This is a genomic window from Pedococcus soli (assembly GCF_054782575.1).
Genome location: NZ_BAAGSF010000006.1, coordinates 77951 through 99738, shown reverse-complemented (window position 1 = coordinate 99738; position 21788 = coordinate 77951). Strand labels below are relative to the sequence as shown.

Below are 21788 nucleotides of genomic sequence, written 5' to 3'. Positions count from 1 at the left end.
ACCGGGTGTCCGGGTATGCCGTGTTTCGAGTCGAGCAGGACGCCCGCCGCTCAGACGACGAGGGGGCGGTCGTTCGGGTTGATCGGACGCGGCAGGGCGGTCTGGCCGCTGAGGTACTTGTCGACGCCCGCTGCTGCGGAACGGCCCTCGGCGATGGCCCAGACGATGAGCGACTGGCCACGACCGGCGTCACCCGCGACGAAGACGCCGGGCACGCTGGACATGTACTCCTTGTCGCGCTTGATGTTCGAGCGCTCGTCGAGCTCCACCTCGAGCTGCTCCACGACGCCCGGCTGCTCCGGCCCGAGGAATCCCATGGCGAGCAGGACGAGCTGCGCCGGCAGCACCCGCTCGGTGCCCTCGACCTCGTCGAAGCCGTTCTCACCGCGCTGCACGTCGACGACGCGGATGCCGCTGACCTTGCCGTCCTCGCCGAGGACCTCCTTGGTCGACACGGCATACACCCGCTCGCCGCCCTCCTCGTGGGCGGAGGCGACGCGGAAGGTCATGGGGTAGGTGGGCCACGGCTGGCCGGCCACCCGCTCCTCCCCGGGCTGCGGCATGATCTCCAGGCTCGTGACCGACCTGGCGCCCTGGCGGTGCGAGGTGCCGATGCAGTCGGCGCCGGTGTCACCGCCACCGATGACGATGACGTCCTTGCCCTCCGCGGTGACCTGGCCCTGGACGCTCTCGCCGAGCGCGACCTTGTTGGCCGGCGGCAGGAACTCCATGGCCTGCATGACGCCGTCGAGCTCACGCCCGGGCACCGGCAGGTCCCGGGGGACGGTGGCACCGATGGCCAGGACGACGGCGTCGTACCGGTCACGCAGCTGGCGGCCGGTCACGTCCTCACCGACCTTGACGCCGCTGCGGAAGCGTGTGCCCTCGGCCTCCATCTGGGAGATGCGGCGGTCGAGCACCGACTTCTCCATCTTGAACTCGGGGATGCCGTAGCGCAGCAGGCCTCCGGGCTTGTCGGCGCGCTCGTACACCGCCACGGTGTGCCCCGCCCGGGTCAGCTGCTGGGCGGCCGCCAACCCTGCGGGACCGGAGCCGACCACGGCCACGGTCTTGCCGGTGAGGCGTTCGGGCGCCTGCGGCTGGACGTAGCCGGCGTCGAAGGCACGGTCGATCGTCGTGACCTCGATCTGCTTGATCGTCACGGCCGGCTGGTTGATGCCGAGCACGCAGGCGGTCTCGCACGGGGCCGGGCACAGGCGACCAGTGAACTCCGGGAAGTTGTTGGTCGCGTGCAGGCGCTCGATGGCCTCGCGCCAGTCACCCTTCCAGGCGAGGTCGTTCCACTCGGGGATGAGGTTGCCGAGCGGACAACCGCTGTGGCAGAACGGGATCCCGCAGTCCATGCAGCGACCGGCCTGGCGCTGGAGCTGCCCGAGCTCCTGCTCCTCGTAGACCTCCTTCCAGTCCCGGATGCGGACCGGAACGGGTCGGCGGGCCGGGAGCTCGCGCTCGCGCGTCTTGAGAAAGCCCTGGGGGTCAGCCACGGGAAGCCTCCATGATCCGCTCCCAGACCTCGGAGCCGTTGACGTCCAAACCTTCTTCCTCAGCGGCCGCCCGCACGTCGAGGACGCGCTGGTAGTCGCGAGGCAGCACGAGCGTGAACCGGCCGCGCGCCGTGTCCCAGTCCTCGAGCAGCCCTGAGGCCACCGGGGACTCGGTCCACTCGACGTGCTTGGCGAGCAGCTCGCGCACCACCGTCTCGTCGTCCGGTCGCAACGGCGACAGGTCGACGAGCTCGCGGTTGACCCGGTCCTCGACGATGTCGAGGACGTACGCCACGCCACCGGACATGCCGGCCGCGAAGTTGCGACCCGTCGGCCCGAGGACCAGGACGGTGCCACCGGTCATGTACTCGCAGCCGTGGTCGCCCACGCCCTCGACGACCGCGCTGGCGCCGGAGTTGCGGACGCAGAACCGCTCGCCCACCTTGCCACGCAGGAAGAGCTCGCCGGTGGTCGCGCCGTAGCAGATGACGTTGCCGGCGATGACGTTCTGCTCGGCGGCCAGGGGCGCCGCGCGGTCGGGACGGACGACGACCCGGCCACCGGAGAGGCCCTTGCCGACGTAGTCGTTGGCGTCGCCATACAGGCGCAGCGTGATGCCCCGCGGCAGGAAGGCGCCGAGCGACTGTCCGGCCGAACCCCGGAGCGTGAGGTCGATCGTGTTGTCGGGCAGGCCGTCGGGGTGGGCCTTGGTGACCTCGTGGCCGAGCAGCGTGCCGATGGTGCGGTTGACGTTGCGGACGGCGACCTCGGCCGACACCGGGGTGCCGTCGGTGATGGCTTCCTTGGCGATCGTGATGAGCTGGTGGTCCAGCGCCTTCTCGAGGCCGTGGTCCTGCTTGGTCGTGTTCCGACGCGGCGAGCCGTCGGGGCTCTGCACGTCGGCGAAGATCGGCGACAGGTCCAGGCCTGCGGCCTTCCAGTGGTTGACGGCCTTGGTGGCGTCGATCGACGACACCTGGCCGATGGCCTCCTCGACCGACCGGAAGCCCAGGGCGGCGAGGTGCTCGCGCACCTCCTCGGCGATGTACTCGAAGAACGTCTCGACGAACTCCGGCTTGCCGCTGAACCGCTTGCGCAGCTCGGGGTTCTGGGTGGCGATGCCGACCGGACAGGTGTCGAGGTGGCAGACGCGCATCATGACGCAGCCGCTGACGACGAGCGGCGCCGTGGCGAACCCGAACTCCTCCGCACCCAGCAGGGCGGCGATGACGACGTCACGGCCCGTCTTGAGCTGCCCGTCGCACTGCACGACGATGCGGTCGCGCAGGTTGTTGAGCACCAGCGTCTGCTGGGTCTCGGCGAGGCCGATCTCCCAGGGACCACCGGCGTGCTTGAGCGAGGTCAGCGGCGAGGCGCCGGTACCGCCGTCGTGGCCGGAGATGAGCACCACGTCGGAGTGCGCCTTGGAGACGCCTGCGGCCACCGTGCCGACCCCGATCTCGGAGACGAGCTTGACGTGGATCCGGGCCTCGGGGTTGGCGTTCTTGAGGTCGTGGATCAGCTGGGCGAGGTCCTCGATCGAGTAGATGTCGTGGTGCGGCGGCGGGCTGATGAGGCCGACGCCGGGCGTGGAGTGACGGGTCTTGGCCACCCACGGGTACACCTTGTGCCCGGGCAGCTGGCCACCCTCGCCGGGCTTGGCGCCCTGGGCCATCTTGATCTGGATGTCACCGGACTTGGTGAGGTAGAGCGAGGTCACGCCGAAGCGGCCCGAGGCCACCTGCTTGATGACCGAGCGGCGCTCGTCGTCCATGAGGCGCTCGACGTCCTCGCCGCCCTCGCCGGTGTTGGAGCGCGCGCCGAGCCGGTTCATCGCGATGGCGAGGGTCTCGTGAGCCTCGAGGCTGATCGAGCCGTACGACATCGCGCCGGTGTTGAACCGCTTGACGATCTCGCTGACCGGCTCGACCTCGTCGATCGAGACGGCCTCGCGCGGGTTCGCCCCACCGAGCTCGAACAGGCCGCGCAGCGTCATCAGCCGCTCCGACTGCTCGTCGACGCGCTGGGTGTACTGCTTGAAGATGTCGTACCGGCGCTGGCGCGTCGAGTGCTGCAGGCGGAACACCGTGTCCGGGTCGAACAGGTGCGGCTCGCCCTCCCGGCGCCACTGGTACTCACCGCCCACGTTGAGCTTGCGGTGCGGGAGGCGCACGCCGTCCGGGGGGTAGGCGGCGGCGTGGCGGGCCGCGGTCTCCGCGGCGACGACGTCGAGCCCGATCCCGCCGAGCTGGCTGACCGTGCCGGTGAAGTACCGGTCGACGAGCTCCTGGGACAGGCCGATCGCCTCGAACACCTGGGCGCCGCGGTAGGACGCGACTGTGGAGATGCCCATCTTCGACATCACCTTGAGGACGCCCTTGCCGAGCGCCTTGATGAGGTTCTTGACCGCCTGCTCCGAGGTCACGCCCTCGATCGCGCCGGAGCGGACGAGGTCCTCGACCGACTCCATGGCGAGGTAGGGGTTCACGGCGGCGGCGCCGTACCCGATGAGCAGGGCGACGTGGTGCACCTCGCGCACGTCACCCGCCTCGACCACGAGGCCGACCAGGGTGCGGGTCTTCTCGCGGATCAGGTGGTGGTGCACCGCGGAGGTGAGAAGCAGCGACGGGATCGGGGCGTGGTCGCGACCGGAGTCACGGTCGGACAGGACCACGAAGCGGGCGCCGTCGGCGATGGCCTGCGAGACCTCGGCGAAGATCTCCTCGAGCCGGGCCTGCATGGCGGCGGCCCCACCGGTGACGTCGTAGAGCCCACGGACGACGTGGGTGGCGTAGCCGGGCAGGTCGCCGTCGGCGTTGACGTGGACGACCTTCGCGAGCTGGTCGTTGTCGATGACGGGGAACGGCAGCACGACCTGGCGGGCGTGCGCCGGGCTCGCGGCCAGGGCGTTGCCCTCGGGACCGATCACGGTGCCGAGGGAGGTGACCAGCTCCTCGCGGATGGCATCCAACGGGGGGTTCGTCACCTGGGCGAACAGCTGGGTGAAGTAGTCGAAGACCAGGCGGGGACGGTCGGACAGCACCGCGATCGGGGTGTCGGTGCCCATCGAGCCGAGCGCCTCTCCCCCGGTGCGCGCCATCGGCGCGAGGAGGATCTTGAGCTCCTCCTGGGTGTAGCCGAAGGTCTGCTGGCGACGCGCCACCGAGGCGGCGGTGTGCACGATGTGCTCGCGCTCGGGGAGGTCGTCGAGGTGGATGAGGCCCGCGTGCAGCCACTCGTCGTACGGGTGCTGGGTGGCGAGGGAGGACTTGATCTCGTCGTCCGACACGATGCGGCCGTGCTCGGTGTCCACCAGGAACATCCGGCCCGGCTGGAGGCGGCCCTTGCGCACGACCCGGGTCGGGTCGAGGTCGAGGACACCGGCCTCGGACGCGAGGACGACCAGGCCGTCGTCGGTGACCGAGTAGCGACCGGGGCGCAGGCCGTTGCGGTCGAGGACCGCACCGATGAGCGAGCCGTCGGTGAACGTGACGCAGGCGGGTCCGTCCCAGGGCTCCATGAAGGTGGAGTGGAACTCGTAGAACGCCCGTCGGGCGGGGTCCATCTCGGTGTGGTTCTCCCACGCCTCGGGGATCATCATCAGGACGGCGTGGGGCAGCGAACGTCCGCCGAGGTGCAGCAGCTCGAGCGCCTCGTCGAAGGACGCCGAGTCGGAGGCCTCGGGGGTGCAGATCGGGAACAGCCGTTCGAGGTCACCGGGGATGACGTCGGAGACGAGCTGGCTCTCGCGGGCGCGCATCCAGTTCCGGTTGCCCTTGACGGTGTTGATCTCGCCGTTGTGGGCGATGAGCCGGTAGGGGTGGGCCAGCGGCCAGCTCGGGAAGGTGTTCGTGGAGAACCGCGAGTGCACCAGCGCGAGCTGGGTCTCGAACCGGCGGTCGGACAGGTCGGGGAAGAACGGCTCGAGCTGACCGGTGGTGAGCATGCCCTTGTAGACGAGGGTGCGGCACGACAGCGAGGGGAAGTAGACCTCGGTCTCGCGCTCGGCCCGCTTGCGCAGGCAGAAGGCCAGTCGGTCCAGGCCGATCCCGACCATCCGGCCGGACGAGGAGCTGACGAACAGCTGGCGGAAGAACGGCATGCAGTCGCGCGCGGCCTGGCCCACGAGCTCGGCGCTCACCGGGACGTCGCGCCAGCCCAGCACGGTGAGGTTCTCCTCCGCGGCGATGGCCTCGATCCGCTCGACGACACGGGCACGCTCGGTCTCGTCGGCGGGCAGGAAGGCGGTGCCCACGGCATACGCGCCGGCGACGGGGAGGTCGAAACCCACGACCGCGCGGAAGAAGGCGTCCGGGACCTGCGTGAGGATGCCCGCGCCGTCGCCCACGAGCGGGTCGGCGCCGGTGGCGCCGCGGTGCTCGAGGTTGCGCAGCGCGGTGAGGGCGTGGTCGACGATGTCGTGACCTGCGCTGCCCCGCATCGTGGCCACGAGGGCCACGCCGCAGGCGTCGTGCTCGAACTCGCGGCGGTAGAGCCCGGTGTCGGCGGGCTGGGCGGAGAAGCGCGCAGAAGTCACGTTCGGGTCACCGTCCTAGAGGGGTCGTGGTGCGTCGGAGCGGCCCTCCTGGACTGTCCGGGGCACACCTGTACACGCGCGTGGACGGCCTTGGCCACGGCTCGGACGAGAATACCGACAACCCTTCTCGTCCTAGCATGTGAGCCGCCCTATTCCGTATGGTGAGATGCCGAGCGTGCGGGGACGGCCACCTCGCGGCGACGCCCCGCCCGGAAGAGGAACAACCCCAGCAGGAACACGAGGATGCTCGTCCACACGTTCACCCGCACCCCGAGGATGTGGTTGGCGTCGTCGCTGCGCATCAGCTCGAAGACGATGCGACCGAGCGGGTACCCCACGACGTAGAGGGCGAACAGCTGTCCCTTGCGCAGCGCCCGGCGGCGGTCCAGCAGGACGAGCACCAGCGCGAGGAGCAGGCACCACAGCGACTCGTAGAGGAACGTCGGCTGGAAGGTGCCGAGCACCACCGCCTTGCCCGACGAGTCACGGACCGCGTGTCCCGCGGCGCTGTCCCACTGGTGGATGGTCAGGCCCCACGGGACGTCGGTCGGCCGGCCGTAGAGCTCGTTGTTGAACCAGTTGCCCCAGCGGCCCAGCGCCTGGGCGACCGCGACCCCGGGAGCGGCCGAGTCGACGAAGTCGTGGAAGGAGACGCCGTGGCGACGCGCCCCGATCCAGGCCCCCACGGCGCCGAGGGCGATGGCCCCCCAGATGCCGAGGCCCCCCTCCCAGATCGCGAAGGCGCGCCACGGGTGACCGCCCTCGCCGAAGTAGGCCTGCGGGGAGGTGATGAGGTGGTAGAGGCGACCTCCGACGATGCCGAACGGGACCGCCCAGGCGGAGATGTCGATCGCCTTCTCGGAGGGGTGGCCCCGGTCCGCCAGCCGCCGGCCCGTGATCCACACCGCCGCGACGATCCCGGCCAGGATGCACAGGGCGTAGCCCCTGAGCGGGAACGGCCCGAGGTGCCAGACACCGGACGTTGGGCTGGGGATGGCGGCCGGGAGGGCCGAGGGGAGGGTCAGGACCGCCGCTGCACTCACTTGGTGGCGGCCTTGACGGCGGCGTCGAGGGACTCGTTGGTGAAGCCGTTGAGGGAGATGTCCTTGCCGTTGAGCTTGAGCGTCGGGGTGCCGTGGACGCCGTCCTTCTCCGACTGGGTCTGGACGGACTCGACGTACTGGTTGTGGGCCCGGCCGTCGTAGCACTGCTGCCAGGTGGTCAGGCCGGCTCCGGTGATCCCGACCTTCTCGGCGAACGACTTCAGCGCCGCGTCGGTGAAGCCGGCGCCCTCCTTCAGCGGCTGCCCCCCGAACGTCGCCGTGTGGTACTCGAGGAACTTGCCCTGGTCGGCGGCGCAGGCCGCCGCGTTGGCCGCGCGGTTGGACGAGTCGTTGCGGAGGTTGTCGTCCAGGAAGCTCAGCGTGTGGAACACGAGCTTGACCTGGTTCTTCTCCGCCAGGGCGGTGATGCCCTCACCGAAGCGGTGCTCGAACTCGGCGCAGATGGGGCACTGGAAGTCCTCGTAGAGGTCCAGCGTCGGCACGTTGGCCGGGGCACCGGGGTTGACCACGATCCCGGTCCCCATCGCGGAGGCACCCTTGGGGAGCGACGACCCACCGGCGGTGGTCGCCGCCTCCCTGTCGCGGCTGCCGAGGATCACGGCGGTCACGACCGCCGCGACGATGACGACCACGACCACGGTGGCCACGACCACCGGGTTGGCGCCCTTGCGCTGCTGCGACTTCGGCGTGGCCGCCTGGATCTTCGCCTTGCGGCTGGCGCTGCTGCTGGTCATGCCGGGGGCCTTTCGTGGTGCGGGTCGGGGTCGATCCGGGCCTGGTCGTGACGGTCCGGGAACAGGAAGCGCTCGAGGCTCAGCGCGGTGCGCGGCCGGAGCACGAGCCAGGCGGCGCAGAGCAGCAGCCCGACGTCCCTGGCGATCTCCTGTGGATACTGCGTCTGGGCCGCCGCAATGGTTCCCCCCTTGCCGAAGCACCCGCAGTCGATGCTCAGGCCGCGGGCCCACGCGGACGAGATCCCGACGATGAACACCACCATGAGGACGCCGCCCACGAGGGCGCTCCCCCGGGTGAACAGGCCCAGCACGAGCAGGACGCCCACGGCGACCTCGAGGATCGGCAGGGCGTACCCCACGTACCCCGCCACGTCGTACGGCAGGAGCTGGTAGGCCCGCACCGCCCGGGCGGACGTCTCGAGGTGGCCCACCTTGAGCAGTCCCGCGACGAGGATGACGGCACCGAGCACGAGCCTGGCCAGCAGACCGATGACGTCCCGGGTCCGCGGCCGGGCGAGCACGCCCACGTCAGCGACCGCTCCGGACACCCTCGGCCAGCTCGGCGACGAGGGCCCGCAGGACGGTGAGGCCGGACTCGAGGTCGGCGGCCTCCGTGAGGCACCGCACGAGGGCGGACCCGACGATGACCCCGTCGGCGTAGGCGGCCACCTCGGCCGCCTGCGCGCCGGTCGAGACCCCGAGGCCGACGCAGACGGGCAGGTCGGTCGCGGCCTTGGTGCGGCTGACGATGACCGAGGCCGCGTCGCCCATCGAGGTGCGCGCACCGGTGACCCCCATGTGGGAGACGGCGTAGACGAACCCGCGGCAGCGCTCGGTGACCGAGGCGATCCGCTCGTCCGTCGAGCTGGGGGCGACCAGGAAGACCCGGTCCAGCCCGCTGGCGTCGCTCGCGGCGATCCACTCGCCGGCCTCGTCGGGGATGAGGTCCGGCGTGATGATGCCGGCTCCCCCGGCTGCCGCGAGGTCGGTTGCGAAGGCGGTCGGTCCGTGGCGCAGGATGAGGTTCCAGTACGACATCACCAGTGGCGGGGCGCCGGCGTCACGCACGGCGCGGGTGGCCGTGAAGACGTCACCGACCCGGACGCCGTGCTTGAGGGCCTGGTCCGCGGCATACGCGATGACCGGTCCGTCCATGAGCGGGTCGCTGTAGGGGATGCCCACCTCGACGATGTCCACGCCTGCCTCGACCATGGCCACCATCGCCGCGATCGAGCCCTCGACGGTCGGGAAGCCCACGGGCAGGTAGCCCACGAGGGCCGCGCGGTTCTCCTCGCGGCAGCGGGCCAGGACGTCGCCGACCCCGATGCCGGTCGTGCCGGTGGCGGTGCTCACAGCTGGGTCCTCCCGTCGCCCTCGGCGCCCGGTTCGTCGGCCGTACCGGGCGGGACCGCGTCGCCGTCGATGAGGCCGAAGTACTCCGCGGCCGTGTGCATGTCCTTGTCGCCGCGCCCTGACAGGTTGACCAGGAGCAGCGCGTCCGGACCGAGCTCACGACCCACCTCGATGGCACCGGCGAGCGCGTGTGCCGACTCGATGGCGGGGATGATGCCCTCGGTGCGGCAGAGCAGCTCGAAGGCCTTCATGGCCTGCTCGTCGGTGGCGTAGCGGTACTCCGCCCGGCCGGTGTCCCGGAGGTGCGCGTGCTCGGGCCCGACGCTCGGGTAGTCGAGCCCTGCCGAGATCGAGTGCGACTCGAGCGTCTGGCCGTCGTCGTCCTGCATGAGGTAGCTGAACGTCCCGTGCAGCACGCCGGGCGAGCTCGCCGCGAAACGGGCCGCGTGGCGTCCGCCCTCGACACCCTCTCCCCCGGCCTCGACGCCGATGAGGCGGACGTCGGTGTCGTCGAGGAACCGGTGGAAGATGCCCATGGCGTTGGAACCGCCGCCGACGCAGGCGATGACGGCGTCGGGCAGCCGTCCCGCGGTGTCGAGCACCTGGGCCCGCGCCTCGACCCCGATGATGCGGTGGAAGTCGCGGACCATCTCGGGGAACGGGTGCGGGCCGGTCACGGTGCCGAGGATGTAGTGGGTGTCTTCGACGTTGGTCACCCAGTCGCGCAGGGCGTCGTTGATGGCGTCCTTGAGCGTGGCGCTGCCCGTGGGGACCGGCCTGACCTCGGCACCGAGCATCCGCATGCGGGCGACGTTGAGCGCCTGGCGCTCGGTGTCGACCTTGCCCATGTAGATGACGCACTCCAGCCCCATGAGGGCCGCCGCCGTGGCAGTGGCGACGCCGTGCTGGCCGGCGCCGGTCTCGGCGATGACCCGGGACTTGCCCATCCGCTTGGTCAGCAGGGCCTGCGCCAGCACGTTGTTGATCTTGTGCGAGCCCGTGTGGTTGAGGTCCTCGCGCTTGAGGATGATCCGGGCGCCTCCGGCGTGCTCGGCGAACCGGGGCACCTCCGTGATGATGCTGGGACGACCCGTATAGGTGCGGTGCAGCCGCTCGAGCTCGCCGAGGAACTCGGGGTCGACCATCGCCTTGCGCCGTGCCTCGTCGAGCTCCTCGAGCGCGGGGATCAGCGCCTCGGGGACGTAGCGGCCGCCGAAGTCGCCGAAGCGGCCCGGTCGGGCCACGGGCTCGGGCACGAGCCCGTGCGCAGGGGTGGCAGGCGTCTGATCGGTCATGAGTGGGCTCCCGCCGCGATGAGGTCGTGGGCTGCCTGTCGTGGCGCACTGCCACGGACGAGCGCCTCCCCGACGAGCACGGCGTCCGCGCCCTCACCGGCGAAGCGGGCGGCGTCGGCGGGTCCGGAGACCCCGGACTCGGCCACCTTGACGCAGGTGTCGGGGATGAGGGGCGCGAGGCGCCCGAAGGTGTCGGGGTCGACAGCCAGGGTCTTGAGGTTGCGGGCGTTCACGCCGATGACCGACGCACCGGCGTCGACGGCACGGGCCGTCTCGTCCTCGTCGTGGACCTCCACGAGGGCGGTCATCCCGAGGTCGCGGGCCAGCTGCTGCATGCGGACCAGGTCGTCCTGCGCGAGGGCGGCGACGATGAGCAGGATGAGGTCGGCGCCGTGGGCCCGGGCCTCGAACAGCTGGTAGTCCTCCACCATGAAGTCCTTGCGCAGCACCGGGATCCGCACGGCCCGCCGCACCGCATCCAGGTCGTCGAGGGAGCCACCGAACCGGCGGCGCTCGGTCAGGACGCTCACCGCGGTCGCACCACCGGCTTCGTAGTCGGCGGCCAGGGCGGCGGGGTCGGCGATGTCGGCCAGGGCCCCCTTGCTCGGGCTGGCCCGCTTCACCTCGGCGATGAGGGACAACCCGGGCCGGCGCAGGGCGGCTTCGGCGTCGAGCGCGGCAGCCGCGTCGCGGGCGAGCTGCTCGATCCTGGCGGGAGGGGTCGCGGACACGGCGTCCGCGAGGTCCTCGCGGACACCAGCGACGATCTCGTCAAGCACGGTGGCCATGGTTGACAGGCTATAGATCGGGTCCGGCGGCGCCGCGTCAGGGTCGCAGTACGGACAAGGCGGGCAGCAGCCGCAGCAGCCCGAACGCCAGCAGCCCGACGGCCCAGAGCCCACCCACCCACGACGAACGCCGCAGCCAGGTCAGGGGCCGCCCCCGTGCGGCGGCAGCCAGCCACGCGACGTACGCACCGGCAGCCAGCAGGACCGTGAGCACGGCATACGCGTTGCTCGACAGGGCGGCCACGACGTGACCCGTGAGGAGGTCGTGGGTGGCGCGCAGGCCACCGCAGGCCGGGCACGGCACGCCGGTGAGGGCAAGGATCGGGCAGACCGGCCACGAGCCCGCGGTGTGCGGGTCACGGGCCAAGAGCGCGGCGGCGGCGAGCAACCCACCGGCGCCGACGAGCAGCGGGGCGCGGAGCGGCTCCGGGAGGCGGCTGGCCGCGACCGTCACGGATCAGCTGACGCCGGAGGTCTTCTGGGAGTCGCTCGTCACCGGCGGGACGTCCTTGGCGCCGAAGCCGGCCATCCCGAGGACCTTGCCCAGGACCACGCCGACGACGCAGACCCCGACGCCGACGAAGAACAGCGGGACGTTCGCGATGGCGACCGCGAGAGCCATGACGGCGGTGCCCACGAGGAGGACCCCGACGGCCGTCCACGCGGCGACGCTGTGGCCGTGGTCTTCGTGGATCTCGTGCTCTGCCATGGTGCGGGACTCCTGGGGAAGTGAGGGGAGGTCGTTCGGAGCCATTCTGTCAGGTGCCTGGCGCGTCGTCGCGCGTGGTGGGGTCGTCGCCGGCGTCGAGCCGGTCCCAGTCGCTGGCCACCCGCTGGCCACGCGCACCCGCCGTCGCGCCCGGGGCCTCGTACCGCGCCCCCAGGCCGCGCCACGACCCCGCGCCGAACCAGCCGCCGACGGCGGCGACGAGCAGCAGCACGCTGGCGACCACGGCGATCCACGGCCAGGACGTCGGGGTGGCATGGGTCTCGATCGACCCGGTCCGTCCGAGCGACCGCGCGGCGACGGCACCGAGGGACTGCGCCGGGTCGAGCGCGATCCGGGCGGCCACGACACCCTCCCCGAGCGCGGCCAGGGCGAGCACGACGAGGGTGATCCGGCGCACGACCGGCCCGCTCGTGGCACTGGCGAGGGCCGCGGCCGCAGCGACGAGCGCCAGGGCCACGACCCCGCTCGCGAGCTCGCTGCCCGTCCCGAGGATGCGGCTCGCACCGAGGACCGGGTCGTCGACGGTGCCGGTCACCCAGGTGCGGCCGCCGCTGGCGAGCAGGACGCCGGCCCCGATCAGGGCGAGCAGGATGACGGTGAGCTTGGACGTCGGTCTGAGGTGCTTCACCGGACGGTCCGCAGGGCGCCGGCGGTGGCGACGGCCCGGAGGGCGGCGGCGGCCTTGTTGACCGTCTCCTCGAACTCCGCCGAGGGCAGCGAGTCGGCGACGATGCCGGCCCCTGCCTGGACGTGGGCGGTGCCGTCCTTGATGACGGCCGTGCGGATGGCGATGGCCATGTCGAGGTCTCCGTGGAAGTCGAGGTACCCCACGACGCCGCCGTAGATGCCGCGGCGGCTGGGTTCGTAGTGCTCGATGAGGCTGAGCGCGCGCGGCTTAGGCGCGCCGGACAGGGTGCCTGCCGGGAACGTCGCCGCGAGGACGTCGTATGCCGTGTGGCCGGGTGCGAGGTCGCCGACCACCGTGGACTCGAGGTGGGTCACGTGGGAGTAGCGGCGGACGTTCATGAACTCGACGACGTCGACGGTGCCGGCCCGGCAGACGCGCTGGAGGTCGTTGCGTCCGAGGTCGACGAGCATGACGTGCTCGGCCCGCTCCTTGGGGTCGGCCAGCAGGTCCTCCGCCAGCCGCAGGTCGTCCTCCGGCGTCTTGCCGCGGGGGCGCGACCCCGCGATGGGGTGGGTGATGGCGCGCCGCCCGGTCACCTTGACCAGCGCCTCCGGCGACGACCCCACGACGTCGTACGCCGTCCCGTCGGCCAGGGGTAGACGGAGCAGGTACATGTAGGGACTGGGGTTGGAGGTGCGCAGCGCCCGGTAGACGTCGAGGGCGTCAGCGGGGCACGGCGTCGAGAACCGTTGCGAGAGAACGACCTGGAAGACCTCCCCCGCACGGATGTCCTCCTTGGCCTGCTCGACCATCTCCTCGAAGTCCGGCTGCGAGTAGTTGCTGCGCACGTCACCCCGGGCCCGGTCGAAGGCCTGACCGTCGACCGTCGACACGGTGCTGGGGGCCGCCGCCGCGAGGTCGCTCGTCATGGCGTCGAGTCGCCCGACCGCGTCCGCCCAGGCATCCTCGACGCGTTCGTCGGTCCCGTCGAAGTTCACGGCGTTGGCGACGAGCAGCACCGAGCCGTCCGCGTGGTCGAGGACCGCGAGGTCGGTGGCGAGCATCATCGTGATCTCGGGGATGCCCAGCTCGTCAGGCACCTCCGACGGGACCTTCTCCCAGTGCCGCACCGCGTCGTACGAGATGGCACCGACCATGCCGCCGGTCAGCGGGGGCAGGCCCTCGATCGGGGCGGTGGCGAGCACGGCCACGGTGTCGCGCAGGGCGTCCAGCGGGCTGCCCGTCGTGGGTACCCCGACCGGAGCCTCCCCGACCCAGTGGGCCTGGCCGTCACGCTCGGTGAGGACGGCACCGCTGGCGGCGCCGACGATGGAGTACCGCGACCACACCCCACCGTGCTCGGCCGACTCGAGCAGGAACGTGCCCGGGGCGTCCTTGGCCAGCTTGCGGTAGACCCCGACAGGCGTCTCGGCGTCGGCCATGAGGCGCCGGACGACCGGGATCACGCGACGGTCACGGGCCAGCAGCTGGAAGGTCTCCAGGGAGGGCCAGGTCGTGCCGAACGACAGGTCGGGGGCGACGTCACCCGCGGGCCGGTCGGCGCCGACGGGTGCCTCAGCCATCGGTGGCCACCACCGCGCCGAGGTCGCCGGCGTCGAAGCAGGTGTGGTCGCCGGTGTGGCACGCGGCGCCGACCTGGTCGACCCGCACGAGCAGCGCGTCGCCGTCGCAGTCGAGCGCCACCGAGCGCACGTGCTGCACGTGACCGCTGGTGTCGCCCTTGCGCCAGTACTCCTCGCGGCTGCGCGACCAGAAGGTCACGCGCCCCTCCGTCAGGGTGCGGCGCAGCGCCTCGTCGTCCATCCAGCCGAGCATGAGCACCTCGCCACTGTCGTGCTGCTGCACCACCGCGGCGACGAGGCCCTGGGCGTCACGCTTGAGCCGGGCGGCGATCCGGGGGTCGAGGGCTGCGGGTGAGGTCACCGGGCCATTGTGCCGAAGCGACGGGTCTGGCGGGTCCGCGGGTCAGCCGCTGGTGAGCGGCGCGACCCGCACGCCCGCAGCGGTGACCGTGACGAGGTGCCGGTCGGGCACCTCCTCCCAGCCGGTGGACCCGTCCGGCTCGCTCGCCACGAGGACGCCGTCGTCGTCATGCCGCACGAACAGCGTGTCGCCCCAGCGCGTGGCGAACAGCTGGTCCCGTGACAGCAGCAGCAGGTTGAGACGTGCGGCGGGGTCGGCGTCGGCGATGTCGTGCAGGGTGGCCCCCACTCGCTCGGGACCCGCGGCGACGACGCGCGCGGCGAGCAGCGCCGCGTCGCAGGCTGACTCGGCGTCGAGGCTGGGTCCGACGGCGGCCCGGTCGACCCTGCCGTTGTGCGAGACGAGCCACCCGTCGTGCAGGAACGGCGCTGCCGCCGTCGCGTCCGCCGGCATCCCCTCGGTGGCCGACCTGACCGCGGCGATCACCCGGCCGGCGACGAGGTGCGGCGCCATGGAGGCCAGGTTGGTGTCGGACCAGATCGGCTTGTCGGAGCGCCAACGGGCCGCCGCTCCCCCGCCCTCCGGGTGCAGCCCGATGCCCCAGCCGTCGGCGTTGACCGTTCCGTGGGCCTGCCGGCGCGGAGCCCACGACTGCGTGAGCAGCCCGTGGTCGGCGTCGAGGACGAGCGACGCCACCGAGCGCGGCGCCCCGAACCACGCGAGGTGCCGGCACATCAGGCGTCCCAGGCGAGGCGGACGCCGGTGAAGATCTGCCGGCGGAACGGGTGGTCCCAGTTGCGGAACGACGGCCGCACCGTCGACGCCGCCGTCGCCCACGAGCCACCGCGCAGGACGCGGTAGTCCCCGCCGAAGAACGGTGCGCTGTACTGCGCGTAGAGCATCGGGCTGAACCCGGGCCAGGGCTCGAACGCCGAGGACGTCCACTCCCAGACGTCCCCGATTAGCTGCTCCACCCCGTATGCCGACGCGCCGGCCGGGAGCGACCCCACCGGTGCGGGGCGCAGGGCCCCGCCACCGAGGTTGGCGAGCTCGGGGCCGGGCGCCGCGGATCCCCAGGGCCAGCGACGACGTCGCCCTGCCTGCGGGTCCCAGGCACAGGCCTTCTCCCACTCGACCTCGGTGGGCAGCCGCGCTCCCGACCAGCGGGCGAAGGCCTCGGCCTCGAAGTGGCTGACGTGCTGCACCGGCTCGTCGGCCGGGATGTCCTCGACGACCCCGAACCGCACCCGGGTGCCGTCGCCGCGCCATGCCATGGGTCGCTCGAGCCCGGCCTCGTGCCGGTGCGCCCAGCCGCGAGCCGACCACAGCTCCTCGCGGTCGTACCCACCGGCCTCGACGAAGCCCTGCCACTCGGCGTTCGTCACGGGGACGCGGCCGATGCGGAACGCGGGGACGTCGACGACGTGTCCGGGACGCTCGTTGTCGAGCGAGCTCGGCTCCTCGAGGGCGCTGACCCCCAGGACGAACTCGCCCGCCGGGACGAGCACCGAGCCGGGCGCGACGGGTCGTCCCGGCGGCAGCTGCCGCGTCGGGGTCAGCACCGGGGCTCCCGAGCGCAGCTGCAACGTGGCCAGCATGGTCTCGTCGTGCTGCTCCTCGTGCTGCACCACCATGGCGTAGGGGAAGAGGTCGTCCGCCCGCTCCAGCGCGTCGAGCACCCGACCGCGGACCTCCCGCCCGTAGCGGCGGGCCTCGACCGGGGGCAGCAGCGGCAGGCTGGGCCGGATCGCACGGGGCTGGGTGAACGCGTCGTAGAGCGCGTCGACCCCGGCGGGCAGCATCCCCGGATAGGCCGGGTCGCCACCGCGGATCAGCCACAGCTCCTCCTGCTGCGAGATGTGCGCGAGGTCCCAGACGAGCGGGCTCATGATCGGGCTGTGCTGGGCGAACAGCTCGGCCTCGTCGAGCTCGGTGAGCCAGGTCGTGCGCTCACGCGCGAGCTCGAGGTCGCGGGCGACCTCGGTCGCGGTGGGCAGCACCGGGATGGACGGGGTCGGCGCGGTGGTGGGTGCGGACGGGTCAGGCACGGGACATCTCCTCCAGGACGACCGCAGGCCCCCGCCTGCGGAGGTCGTCGACGATGAGGGTGCCGGGACTGCGTCCCGCCACCGCGAGGTCGGTGAGCTCCTCGACCGCGGGCCGGACGCCCTCGGGCACCACGGACAGTGCGGCCTCGAGACAGGTGGCGGCGGCCCGTCCCAGGGCCGGGTCGCCGAGGCCGTCGCTCGCGGCCTCGTGCCACCGGTCGGCCGTGGCGGCGACGGCCCGGTCGACGACGGGGTGGATCTCCTCGACGTCCATCCACGACGTCGTCAGCGCGGCCACGGCCGGCCACCACCGATCGGGCAGGGAGTCGAGGCAGCGCAGCTCCAGCCACCCGCGCAACCGCACGGGCGGGAACAACGTCGTCAGCTGGCGGCGGACGTCGGCGGCCGTCGCCGCCGGCCAGTCGCCGGGGTCGGTGATCCATGCGCGCAACGACGGGGCGGGGCGGTCGTCCGGCACCCCGGTCGCCCGGGGCGGGGCGAGCACCACGGGCGCCTCGAGGGCACGCTCAACCCAGGCGCGCGCCGGGTCGCGGTCGTCGATGGGCCCGGCCCGGAGCCGCCCCAGCCCGGTCCAGGCTCGCTGCCGGGCCGAGTGCCAACCGGTGTCCTGCCCTGCGAGGTAGGCCGAGCTGCCGCTGATCGCGGTGAGCAGCGGCCCGAGCCGTTGAGCCCGTCGGACGCGGTCGGACCACTGGTCGGGGTGCCCGGGCTGGAGGTTCACCTGGAGGGCGGCGGTGGAACACATCATGGTGGCGCCGTGGTCACGGGTGCGGCCGCTGGCCGAGAAGAAGCGCTCCATCGCGGCATACCGCTGGGCGGGGTTGAGCCGTTGCGGCGGTCGCAGGGGGTCGCTGCCGAGCAGGGCCCACCCGAGTCCCTCGGCGGCCAGGGCTGCGCGCAGGTGGGCGGTGTCCTGGGCCATGGCGACCAGCGCGGTGCCGATGTCGGGGTGTGGTGCGGAGGAGACCTCGACCTGGCCACCGGGTTCGAGGCTGGTGCGCCCACCCGCCGGGAGCTGCGCCCACCGGGAGGCCACCGCGGACAGGACCTCGAACGAGGGCCGGGCCGTGGGGTCGTCCCAGACGACGGCGTGGCCCTCGACCTCGAGGCCCACGGTGCCCACCGGCAGGTCGGCGAGGGCGAGACCCTCGATGAGGGCGCGGGCGTCCTCCAGGCCGATCGGGGTGGAGTCGTCCTCCCCGCTCGGATGGCGTGATGCGGAGTGTCGTGCGGCTGTCGTGCTCACTGGTGCTGCCCCTCGCGGTCCGGGCCGGATCCACTCAGGATCCGCGGGTCATCGGGGCGACCGGGCTGTCGACCAGGCCGTCCACCACCCATCATGCAACAGCCCACCGACAGCCACGAGTGCGGACCGTCCCACCCGGGTGTGGACAGCCGTGACCGGCAGCGAACGACCGGCAGCGAGCGGCCGGCAGCGAGCAGGCCCTGTCAGCCGCGTTGCTGGGCCGACCAGGAGGCGTGCAGCGCGGCATACACGCCGCCGGCCCGCACGAGGTCACGGTGCGGCCCGCGCTCGACGATGCGGCCCTGGTCGACGACGACGACCTCGTCGGCGGCCTCCGCCGTGGAGAGGCGGTGCGCGATCGCGACCGAGGTGCGCCCGCGGGTGAGCCCTTCGAGGGCCCGCTGCAGCCGGACCTCGGTGGAGGGGTCGACGGCCGAGGTGGCCTCGTCGAGCACGAGCAGGTCGGGGTCCGCGAGGTAGGCCCGGGCCAGCGCCACCAGCTGACGCTCCCCCGCCGACAACGACTCGCCGCGTTGCCCGACCTCGGTGGCCAGACCCTGCGGCAGGCCGGCGAGCCAGGCGTCGAGCCCGAGCTCGGTGATGGCCAGCGTCACGTCGGCGTCGGTCGCGTCGGGCCGGCCGAAGCGCACGTTCTCCCGCAGGGTCGCGTCGAAGAGGAAGCCCTCCTGCGGCACGAGCACCACGCGTTCGCGCAGGGACGAGAACCGCACGTCCCGCAGGTCGACGCCGTCGATGCGGACCGTCCCGTCGGTCGGGTCCATCAGGCGGGTGAGCAGCTTGGCCAGGGTCGACTTGCCCGAACCGGTCTCGCCGACGATCGCCACCCGTGACCGAGGAGCGATGGACAGGCTGACGTCGTGCAGGACGGTGTCCCCGCCGGGGTAGGCGAACGAGACGTCGTCGAAGTCGACGGTGATCGGACCGCGCGGCAGCACCTGCCCGGCGTCGCCGGGGTCGGCGACGTCGGCGTGGGTGTCGACCACGCCGATGACGCGGCGCCAGCCGGCGACGGCGTTCTGCAGCTCGTTGAGGATCTCGGTGGCCTGCTGCACCGGCTGGGTGAAGAGGTTGACGAGGAACAGGAACGCCAGCAGCTGCCCGAGGCTCAGGTCGTCGTGCACCGCCTGGATGGTCCCCACGACGAGGACGACGGCCAGCGTCAGCCCGGCGACGAGCTGCCCGGAGGAGAAGGCCACGACCGAGCGCACCTGGGCACCGATCGCCGCGGCCCGGTGGTCCTCGATGGCGGTGTCGATCCGGTGCGCCGTGCGCTCCTCCACGCCGTACGCACGGATGGTCGCGGCACCGACGACGGACTCGGAGACGGCTGCGAGCAGGTCGCCCACCCGCTCGCGGACCTTGGTGTAGGCGCGGCCCACGATCGCCTGGAACCGGCGGATGACGAACAGCAACGGCACGAAGCAGAGCCAGACGACGGCCGTCAGCAACGGGCTGTAGAAGAGCATCAGGGCCGTGGCCACGGCGATCTGGCCGAGGCTGAGGATGAGGATGATCCCGCCGAACTGCACGAACTGCGAGATCGTGTCGACGTCGCTGGTGACGCGGCTGACCATCGACCCCCGGCGCTCGGTGTTCTGGGTGAGCATCGAGAGGTCGTGGATGTGGCGGAACGCCCGCAGCCGCAGCGTCGCCAGCCCCGCCTCGGAGGCGCGGAACAGGCGCACGTTCACGGCATACGCGGTGACCGCTGTCGCGGCCACGGCGATGAGGGCCAGCAGGACGTACTGCGTCACGAGGCCGGGGTCCGGGCCGTTCTTGCCGAGCAGCCCGTTGTCGGTGGTCTTCTGGACCACGAACGGGACGACCACGCGACCGACCGTCGTGACGGCGGCGAGGGCGAGGGTGACCCCCAGGCCGCGGCGCAGCTCGGGCGAGAGGTCGAGCCCACGGCGCAGGGTCGCGAGCGTGCCGAGGCCCGAGGTGGCGTCGATGGAGGTGCTCATGGTGCGTCCACCCCTTCCTCGGCGCTGTCCACGTCGGCGGCGAGGGCGGCCTCCTCGTCGGCGATGACCGCGGCGCGCTCGGCGGCCTCCCGCGCGTAGGCGGTGACGAGGCGTTCGTAGCCGGCGCAGCGCGCCTGGAGCTCGCGGTGCGTGCCGTGGTCGACGACCCGGCCCAGCTCGATGTAGACGATCTCGTCGGCGAGGGTGATGGTCGACATGCGGTAGGCGACCACGAGGACGGTGGTGCCGGCGCTGGACCGGCGCAGGCCGGCCAGGATCGCCTGCTCCACGGCGGGGTCGACGGCACTCGTCGCGTCGTCGAGGACGAGCAGCTGGGGGCGCCGGATGATGGCCCGGGCCAACGCGATCCGCTGACGCTGACCACCGGAGAGGGAAGCGCCACGCTCGCCCACCCGGGTGTCGAGTCCGGAGCCGAGGGCCTGGACGAACCCGGTCGCCTGGGCGACCTCGATCGCGGCCCAGACCTCGTCGTCGGTGAAGTCGAGGCCGAGCGTGATGTTGCCCCGCACGGTGTCGTCGAACATGAACGTCTGCTGGGGCACGAGCGCCGCGACCGACGACACCCCGCCGCGGGCGACGCGACGCAGGTCGGTGCCGTCGAGGGTGACCTCGCCACGGTCGGGGTCGACCAGTCGCAGGGTGAGGTTGGTCAGCGTCGACTTGCCCGACCCCGTCGGGCCGACGAGGGCCACCGTGGACCCGGCGGCCACGTCGATGCTGACGTCGTGGATGGCCTGGAACTTCGACTCCACCCCGTGCTCGTCGACGATGTCGTAGGAGTAGTCGACGTGGTCCAGCCGGGAGCGCGCCGCGCCGGTGCGGGCCAACGACTCGTCGCCGAACTCCAGCTCACCACGGGCCTTGAGGACGGCGTCGACACGGTCCCAGCCGACGACGGTGCGCGGCAGCTCCCCGAGCACCCAGCCGAGCGCCCGCACGGGGAACGCGAGCACCGAGATGAGGTAGGCCACCTGGACGACCGCCGCCGGCTCGAGCACGCCGTTCGCGACCTGGTGCGCGCCGACGACGAGCACCGCGAGCGTGCCGAGCGTGGGGATCGACTCGATGACCGGGTCGAACGTGCCGCGGGTGCGGCCGACCTCGACGTTCGCGGCCTGCAGGCGGCGGGTGACCTCCTCGAAGCGTCGCGCCTCCTGCTCCTCGCGACCCATCGACTTGACGATGAGCGCGGCCTCGAAGCTCTCGTGGGCGACCTCGCTGACCTCGGCGCGCAGCTGCTGGGCGCGCGACACCCGGGGGGACATCGAGCGCTGGAAGACCATGTTGGCGAGGAACAGCGCGGGGAACACGGTCAGGCCGATGATCGCCATGACCGGGTCGACGAGCACCATCTGCACGATGCCCGCGACGAGCATGATGATGACGCCGAGCGCCATGGGCAGCGGGGCGAACACGTTCCAGGTCGCCTCGACGTCGGCGTTCGCGTTCGACAGCAGCTGCCCCGACGGGTGGCGGTGGTGCCACGAGAGCGGAAGGCGCAGGTACTGGCGGGTGACCTCGCGGCGGTACCCGGCCGCCACGTTGTACATCGTGTAGCCGGCGGCGACCCGGCGGATGACGACGCCGACGACGTTGACGACGACCACGCCGGCCACCCAGCCGAAGATCGTCCACAGCTGGGCACCGGTGACGCCTCCGGCGGCGACCGCGGGCTGGATCTGCTCCCGCGTCACCTTGCCGATGGCCCAGGCGGTCAGCACGGTCATCACGCCGTAGAGGGCGCTTCCGGCCACGGCCAGCCCGAACCAGCGGGGCTCGCGGCGGATCCCGACTCCCACGATGCCGAGGCTGCGGCGCAGCGACGGCGCGGCGTCGACGGACACAGGGAACCTCCGGGTGGTGCACGAGTGGGAACACCGAAGCCTCTC

Annotated in this window: 18 protein-coding genes; all 18 read right to left on the bottom strand. The window is 72.3% G+C overall.

Translation table 11 applies throughout. The annotated features are described in order from the left end of the window. Nucleotides 1-50: 50 nt before the first annotated feature. The 18 genes from ACYVKF_RS15755 to ACYVKF_RS15670 all read right to left on the bottom strand — a co-directional run bounded on the left by ACYVKF_RS15755 (nucleotide 51) and on the right by ACYVKF_RS15670 (nucleotide 21743). On the bottom strand, nucleotides 51-1505 hold the full coding sequence (locus ACYVKF_RS15755; protein WP_056914279.1) for a glutamate synthase subunit beta: 1455 nt from the start codon (nucleotides 1503-1505) through the stop codon (nucleotides 51-53). After that, nucleotides 1498-6042, bottom strand: coding sequence for a glutamate synthase large subunit (gltB, locus tag ACYVKF_RS15750; RefSeq protein WP_056918923.1), 4545 nt, complete (start codon nucleotides 6040-6042; stop codon nucleotides 1498-1500). Before gltB ends, ACYVKF_RS15755 begins: the two co-directional genes overlap by 8 nt. A gap of 149 nt (nucleotides 6043-6191) precedes the next feature. Then, nucleotides 6192-7085 (bottom strand): prolipoprotein diacylglyceryl transferase, encoded by an 894-nt coding sequence (lgt, locus tag ACYVKF_RS15745; protein WP_460967652.1) that lies wholly within the window; start codon nucleotides 7083-7085, stop codon nucleotides 6192-6194. After that, nucleotides 7082-7840, bottom strand: a complete 759-nt coding sequence (locus ACYVKF_RS15740) for a DsbA family protein (protein WP_460967650.1) — start codon at nucleotides 7838-7840, stop codon at nucleotides 7082-7084. Before ACYVKF_RS15740 ends, lgt begins: the two co-directional genes overlap by 4 nt. Continuing rightward, a complete protein-coding gene (locus ACYVKF_RS15735) occupies nucleotides 7837-8388 on the bottom strand; it encodes a DoxX family protein (RefSeq protein WP_235529145.1) in 552 nt (183 codons plus the stop codon). The genes ACYVKF_RS15740 and ACYVKF_RS15735 overlap by 4 nt, the downstream gene beginning before the upstream one ends. Further along, nucleotides 8369-9193, bottom strand: coding sequence for a tryptophan synthase subunit alpha (gene trpA / locus ACYVKF_RS15730; RefSeq protein ID WP_460967647.1), 825 nt, complete (start codon nucleotides 9191-9193; stop codon nucleotides 8369-8371). Before trpA ends, ACYVKF_RS15735 begins: the two co-directional genes overlap by 20 nt. Then, nucleotides 9190-10488 carry a tryptophan synthase subunit beta gene (gene trpB, locus ACYVKF_RS15725; protein ID WP_082553079.1) on the bottom strand — a complete coding sequence of 433 codons (1299 nt, stop codon included), beginning with the start codon at nucleotides 10486-10488 and terminating at the stop codon, nucleotides 9190-9192. The genes trpA and trpB overlap by 4 nt, the downstream gene beginning before the upstream one ends. Next, the gene (trpC, locus tag ACYVKF_RS15720; RefSeq protein WP_056914274.1) at nucleotides 10485-11276 is read right to left on the bottom strand and encodes an indole-3-glycerol phosphate synthase TrpC; all 792 of its coding nucleotides are present in this window, start codon (nucleotides 11274-11276) and stop codon (nucleotides 10485-10487) included. Before trpC ends, trpB begins: the two co-directional genes overlap by 4 nt. Before the next feature lie 37 nt (nucleotides 11277-11313). After that, nucleotides 11314-11730, bottom strand: coding sequence for a DUF2752 domain-containing protein (locus ACYVKF_RS15715; protein ID WP_056914273.1), 417 nt, complete (start codon nucleotides 11728-11730; stop codon nucleotides 11314-11316). A gap of 3 nt (nucleotides 11731-11733) precedes the next feature. Further along, the gene (locus tag ACYVKF_RS15710) at nucleotides 11734-11985 is read right to left on the bottom strand and encodes an HGxxPAAW family protein (protein ID WP_056914272.1); all 252 of its coding nucleotides are present in this window, start codon (nucleotides 11983-11985) and stop codon (nucleotides 11734-11736) included. A 49-nt stretch (nucleotides 11986-12034) separates the two neighbouring features. Continuing rightward, a complete protein-coding gene (locus ACYVKF_RS15705; protein WP_460967644.1) occupies nucleotides 12035-12634 on the bottom strand; it encodes a Trp biosynthesis-associated membrane protein in 600 nt (199 codons plus the stop codon). Next, complete coding sequence (locus tag ACYVKF_RS15700) at nucleotides 12631-14217, bottom strand: anthranilate synthase component I (RefSeq protein WP_056918918.1); 1587 nt, start codon at nucleotides 14215-14217, stop codon at nucleotides 12631-12633. The genes ACYVKF_RS15705 and ACYVKF_RS15700 overlap by 4 nt, the downstream gene beginning before the upstream one ends. Further along, entirely contained in the window at nucleotides 14210-14578 is a 369-nt protein-coding gene (hisI, locus tag ACYVKF_RS15695) for a phosphoribosyl-AMP cyclohydrolase (RefSeq protein ID WP_056914269.1), read from the bottom strand. Before hisI ends, ACYVKF_RS15700 begins: the two co-directional genes overlap by 8 nt. Before the next feature lie 42 nt (nucleotides 14579-14620). Beyond that, entirely contained in the window at nucleotides 14621-15313 is a 693-nt protein-coding gene (egtC, locus tag ACYVKF_RS15690) for an ergothioneine biosynthesis protein EgtC (RefSeq protein WP_460967641.1), read from the bottom strand. Next, nucleotides 15313-16626 (bottom strand): ergothioneine biosynthesis protein EgtB, encoded by a 1314-nt coding sequence (gene egtB / locus ACYVKF_RS15685; RefSeq protein WP_460967639.1) that lies wholly within the window; start codon nucleotides 16624-16626, stop codon nucleotides 15313-15315. Before egtB ends, egtC begins: the two co-directional genes overlap by 1 nt. Next, nucleotides 16619-17893 (bottom strand): glutamate-cysteine ligase family protein, encoded by a 1275-nt coding sequence (locus tag ACYVKF_RS15680; RefSeq protein WP_460967637.1) that lies wholly within the window; start codon nucleotides 17891-17893, stop codon nucleotides 16619-16621. The genes egtB and ACYVKF_RS15680 overlap by 8 nt, the downstream gene beginning before the upstream one ends. Before the next feature lie 203 nt (nucleotides 17894-18096). After that, nucleotides 18097-19878, bottom strand: coding sequence for an ABC transporter ATP-binding protein (locus ACYVKF_RS15675; protein WP_056914266.1), 1782 nt, complete (start codon nucleotides 19876-19878; stop codon nucleotides 18097-18099). Beyond that, nucleotides 19875-21743, bottom strand: coding sequence for an ABC transporter ATP-binding protein (locus tag ACYVKF_RS15670; RefSeq protein ID WP_056914265.1), 1869 nt, complete (start codon nucleotides 21741-21743; stop codon nucleotides 19875-19877). The genes ACYVKF_RS15675 and ACYVKF_RS15670 overlap by 4 nt, the downstream gene beginning before the upstream one ends. Nucleotides 21744-21788: the final 45 nt, after the last annotated feature.

What these genes read in the sequence shown, in the direction of transcription:
- trpC (WP_056914274.1), bottom strand. Translation starts at nt 11,276, where the DNA reads ATGGCCACCGTGCTTGACGAGATCGTCGCTGGTGTCCGCGAGGACCTC.
- trpB (WP_082553079.1), bottom strand. Translation starts at nt 10,488, where the DNA reads ATGACCGATCAGACGCCTGCCACCCCTGCGCACGGGCTCGTGCCCGAG.
- ACYVKF_RS15740 (WP_460967650.1), bottom strand. Translation starts at nt 7,840, where the DNA reads ATGACCAGCAGCAGCGCCAGCCGCAAGGCGAAGATCCAGGCGGCCACG.
- ACYVKF_RS15700 (WP_056918918.1), bottom strand. Translation starts at nt 14,217, where the DNA reads ATGGCTGAGGCACCCGTCGGCGCCGACCGGCCCGCGGGTGACGTCGCC.
- ACYVKF_RS15710 (WP_056914272.1), bottom strand. Translation starts at nt 11,985, where the DNA reads ATGGCAGAGCACGAGATCCACGAAGACCACGGCCACAGCGTCGCCGCG.
- egtC (WP_460967641.1), bottom strand. Translation starts at nt 15,313, where the DNA reads ATGTGCCGGCACCTCGCGTGGTTCGGGGCGCCGCGCTCGGTGGCGTCG.
- ACYVKF_RS15675 (WP_056914266.1), bottom strand. Translation starts at nt 19,878, where the DNA reads ATGAGCACCTCCATCGACGCCACCTCGGGCCTCGGCACGCTCGCGACC.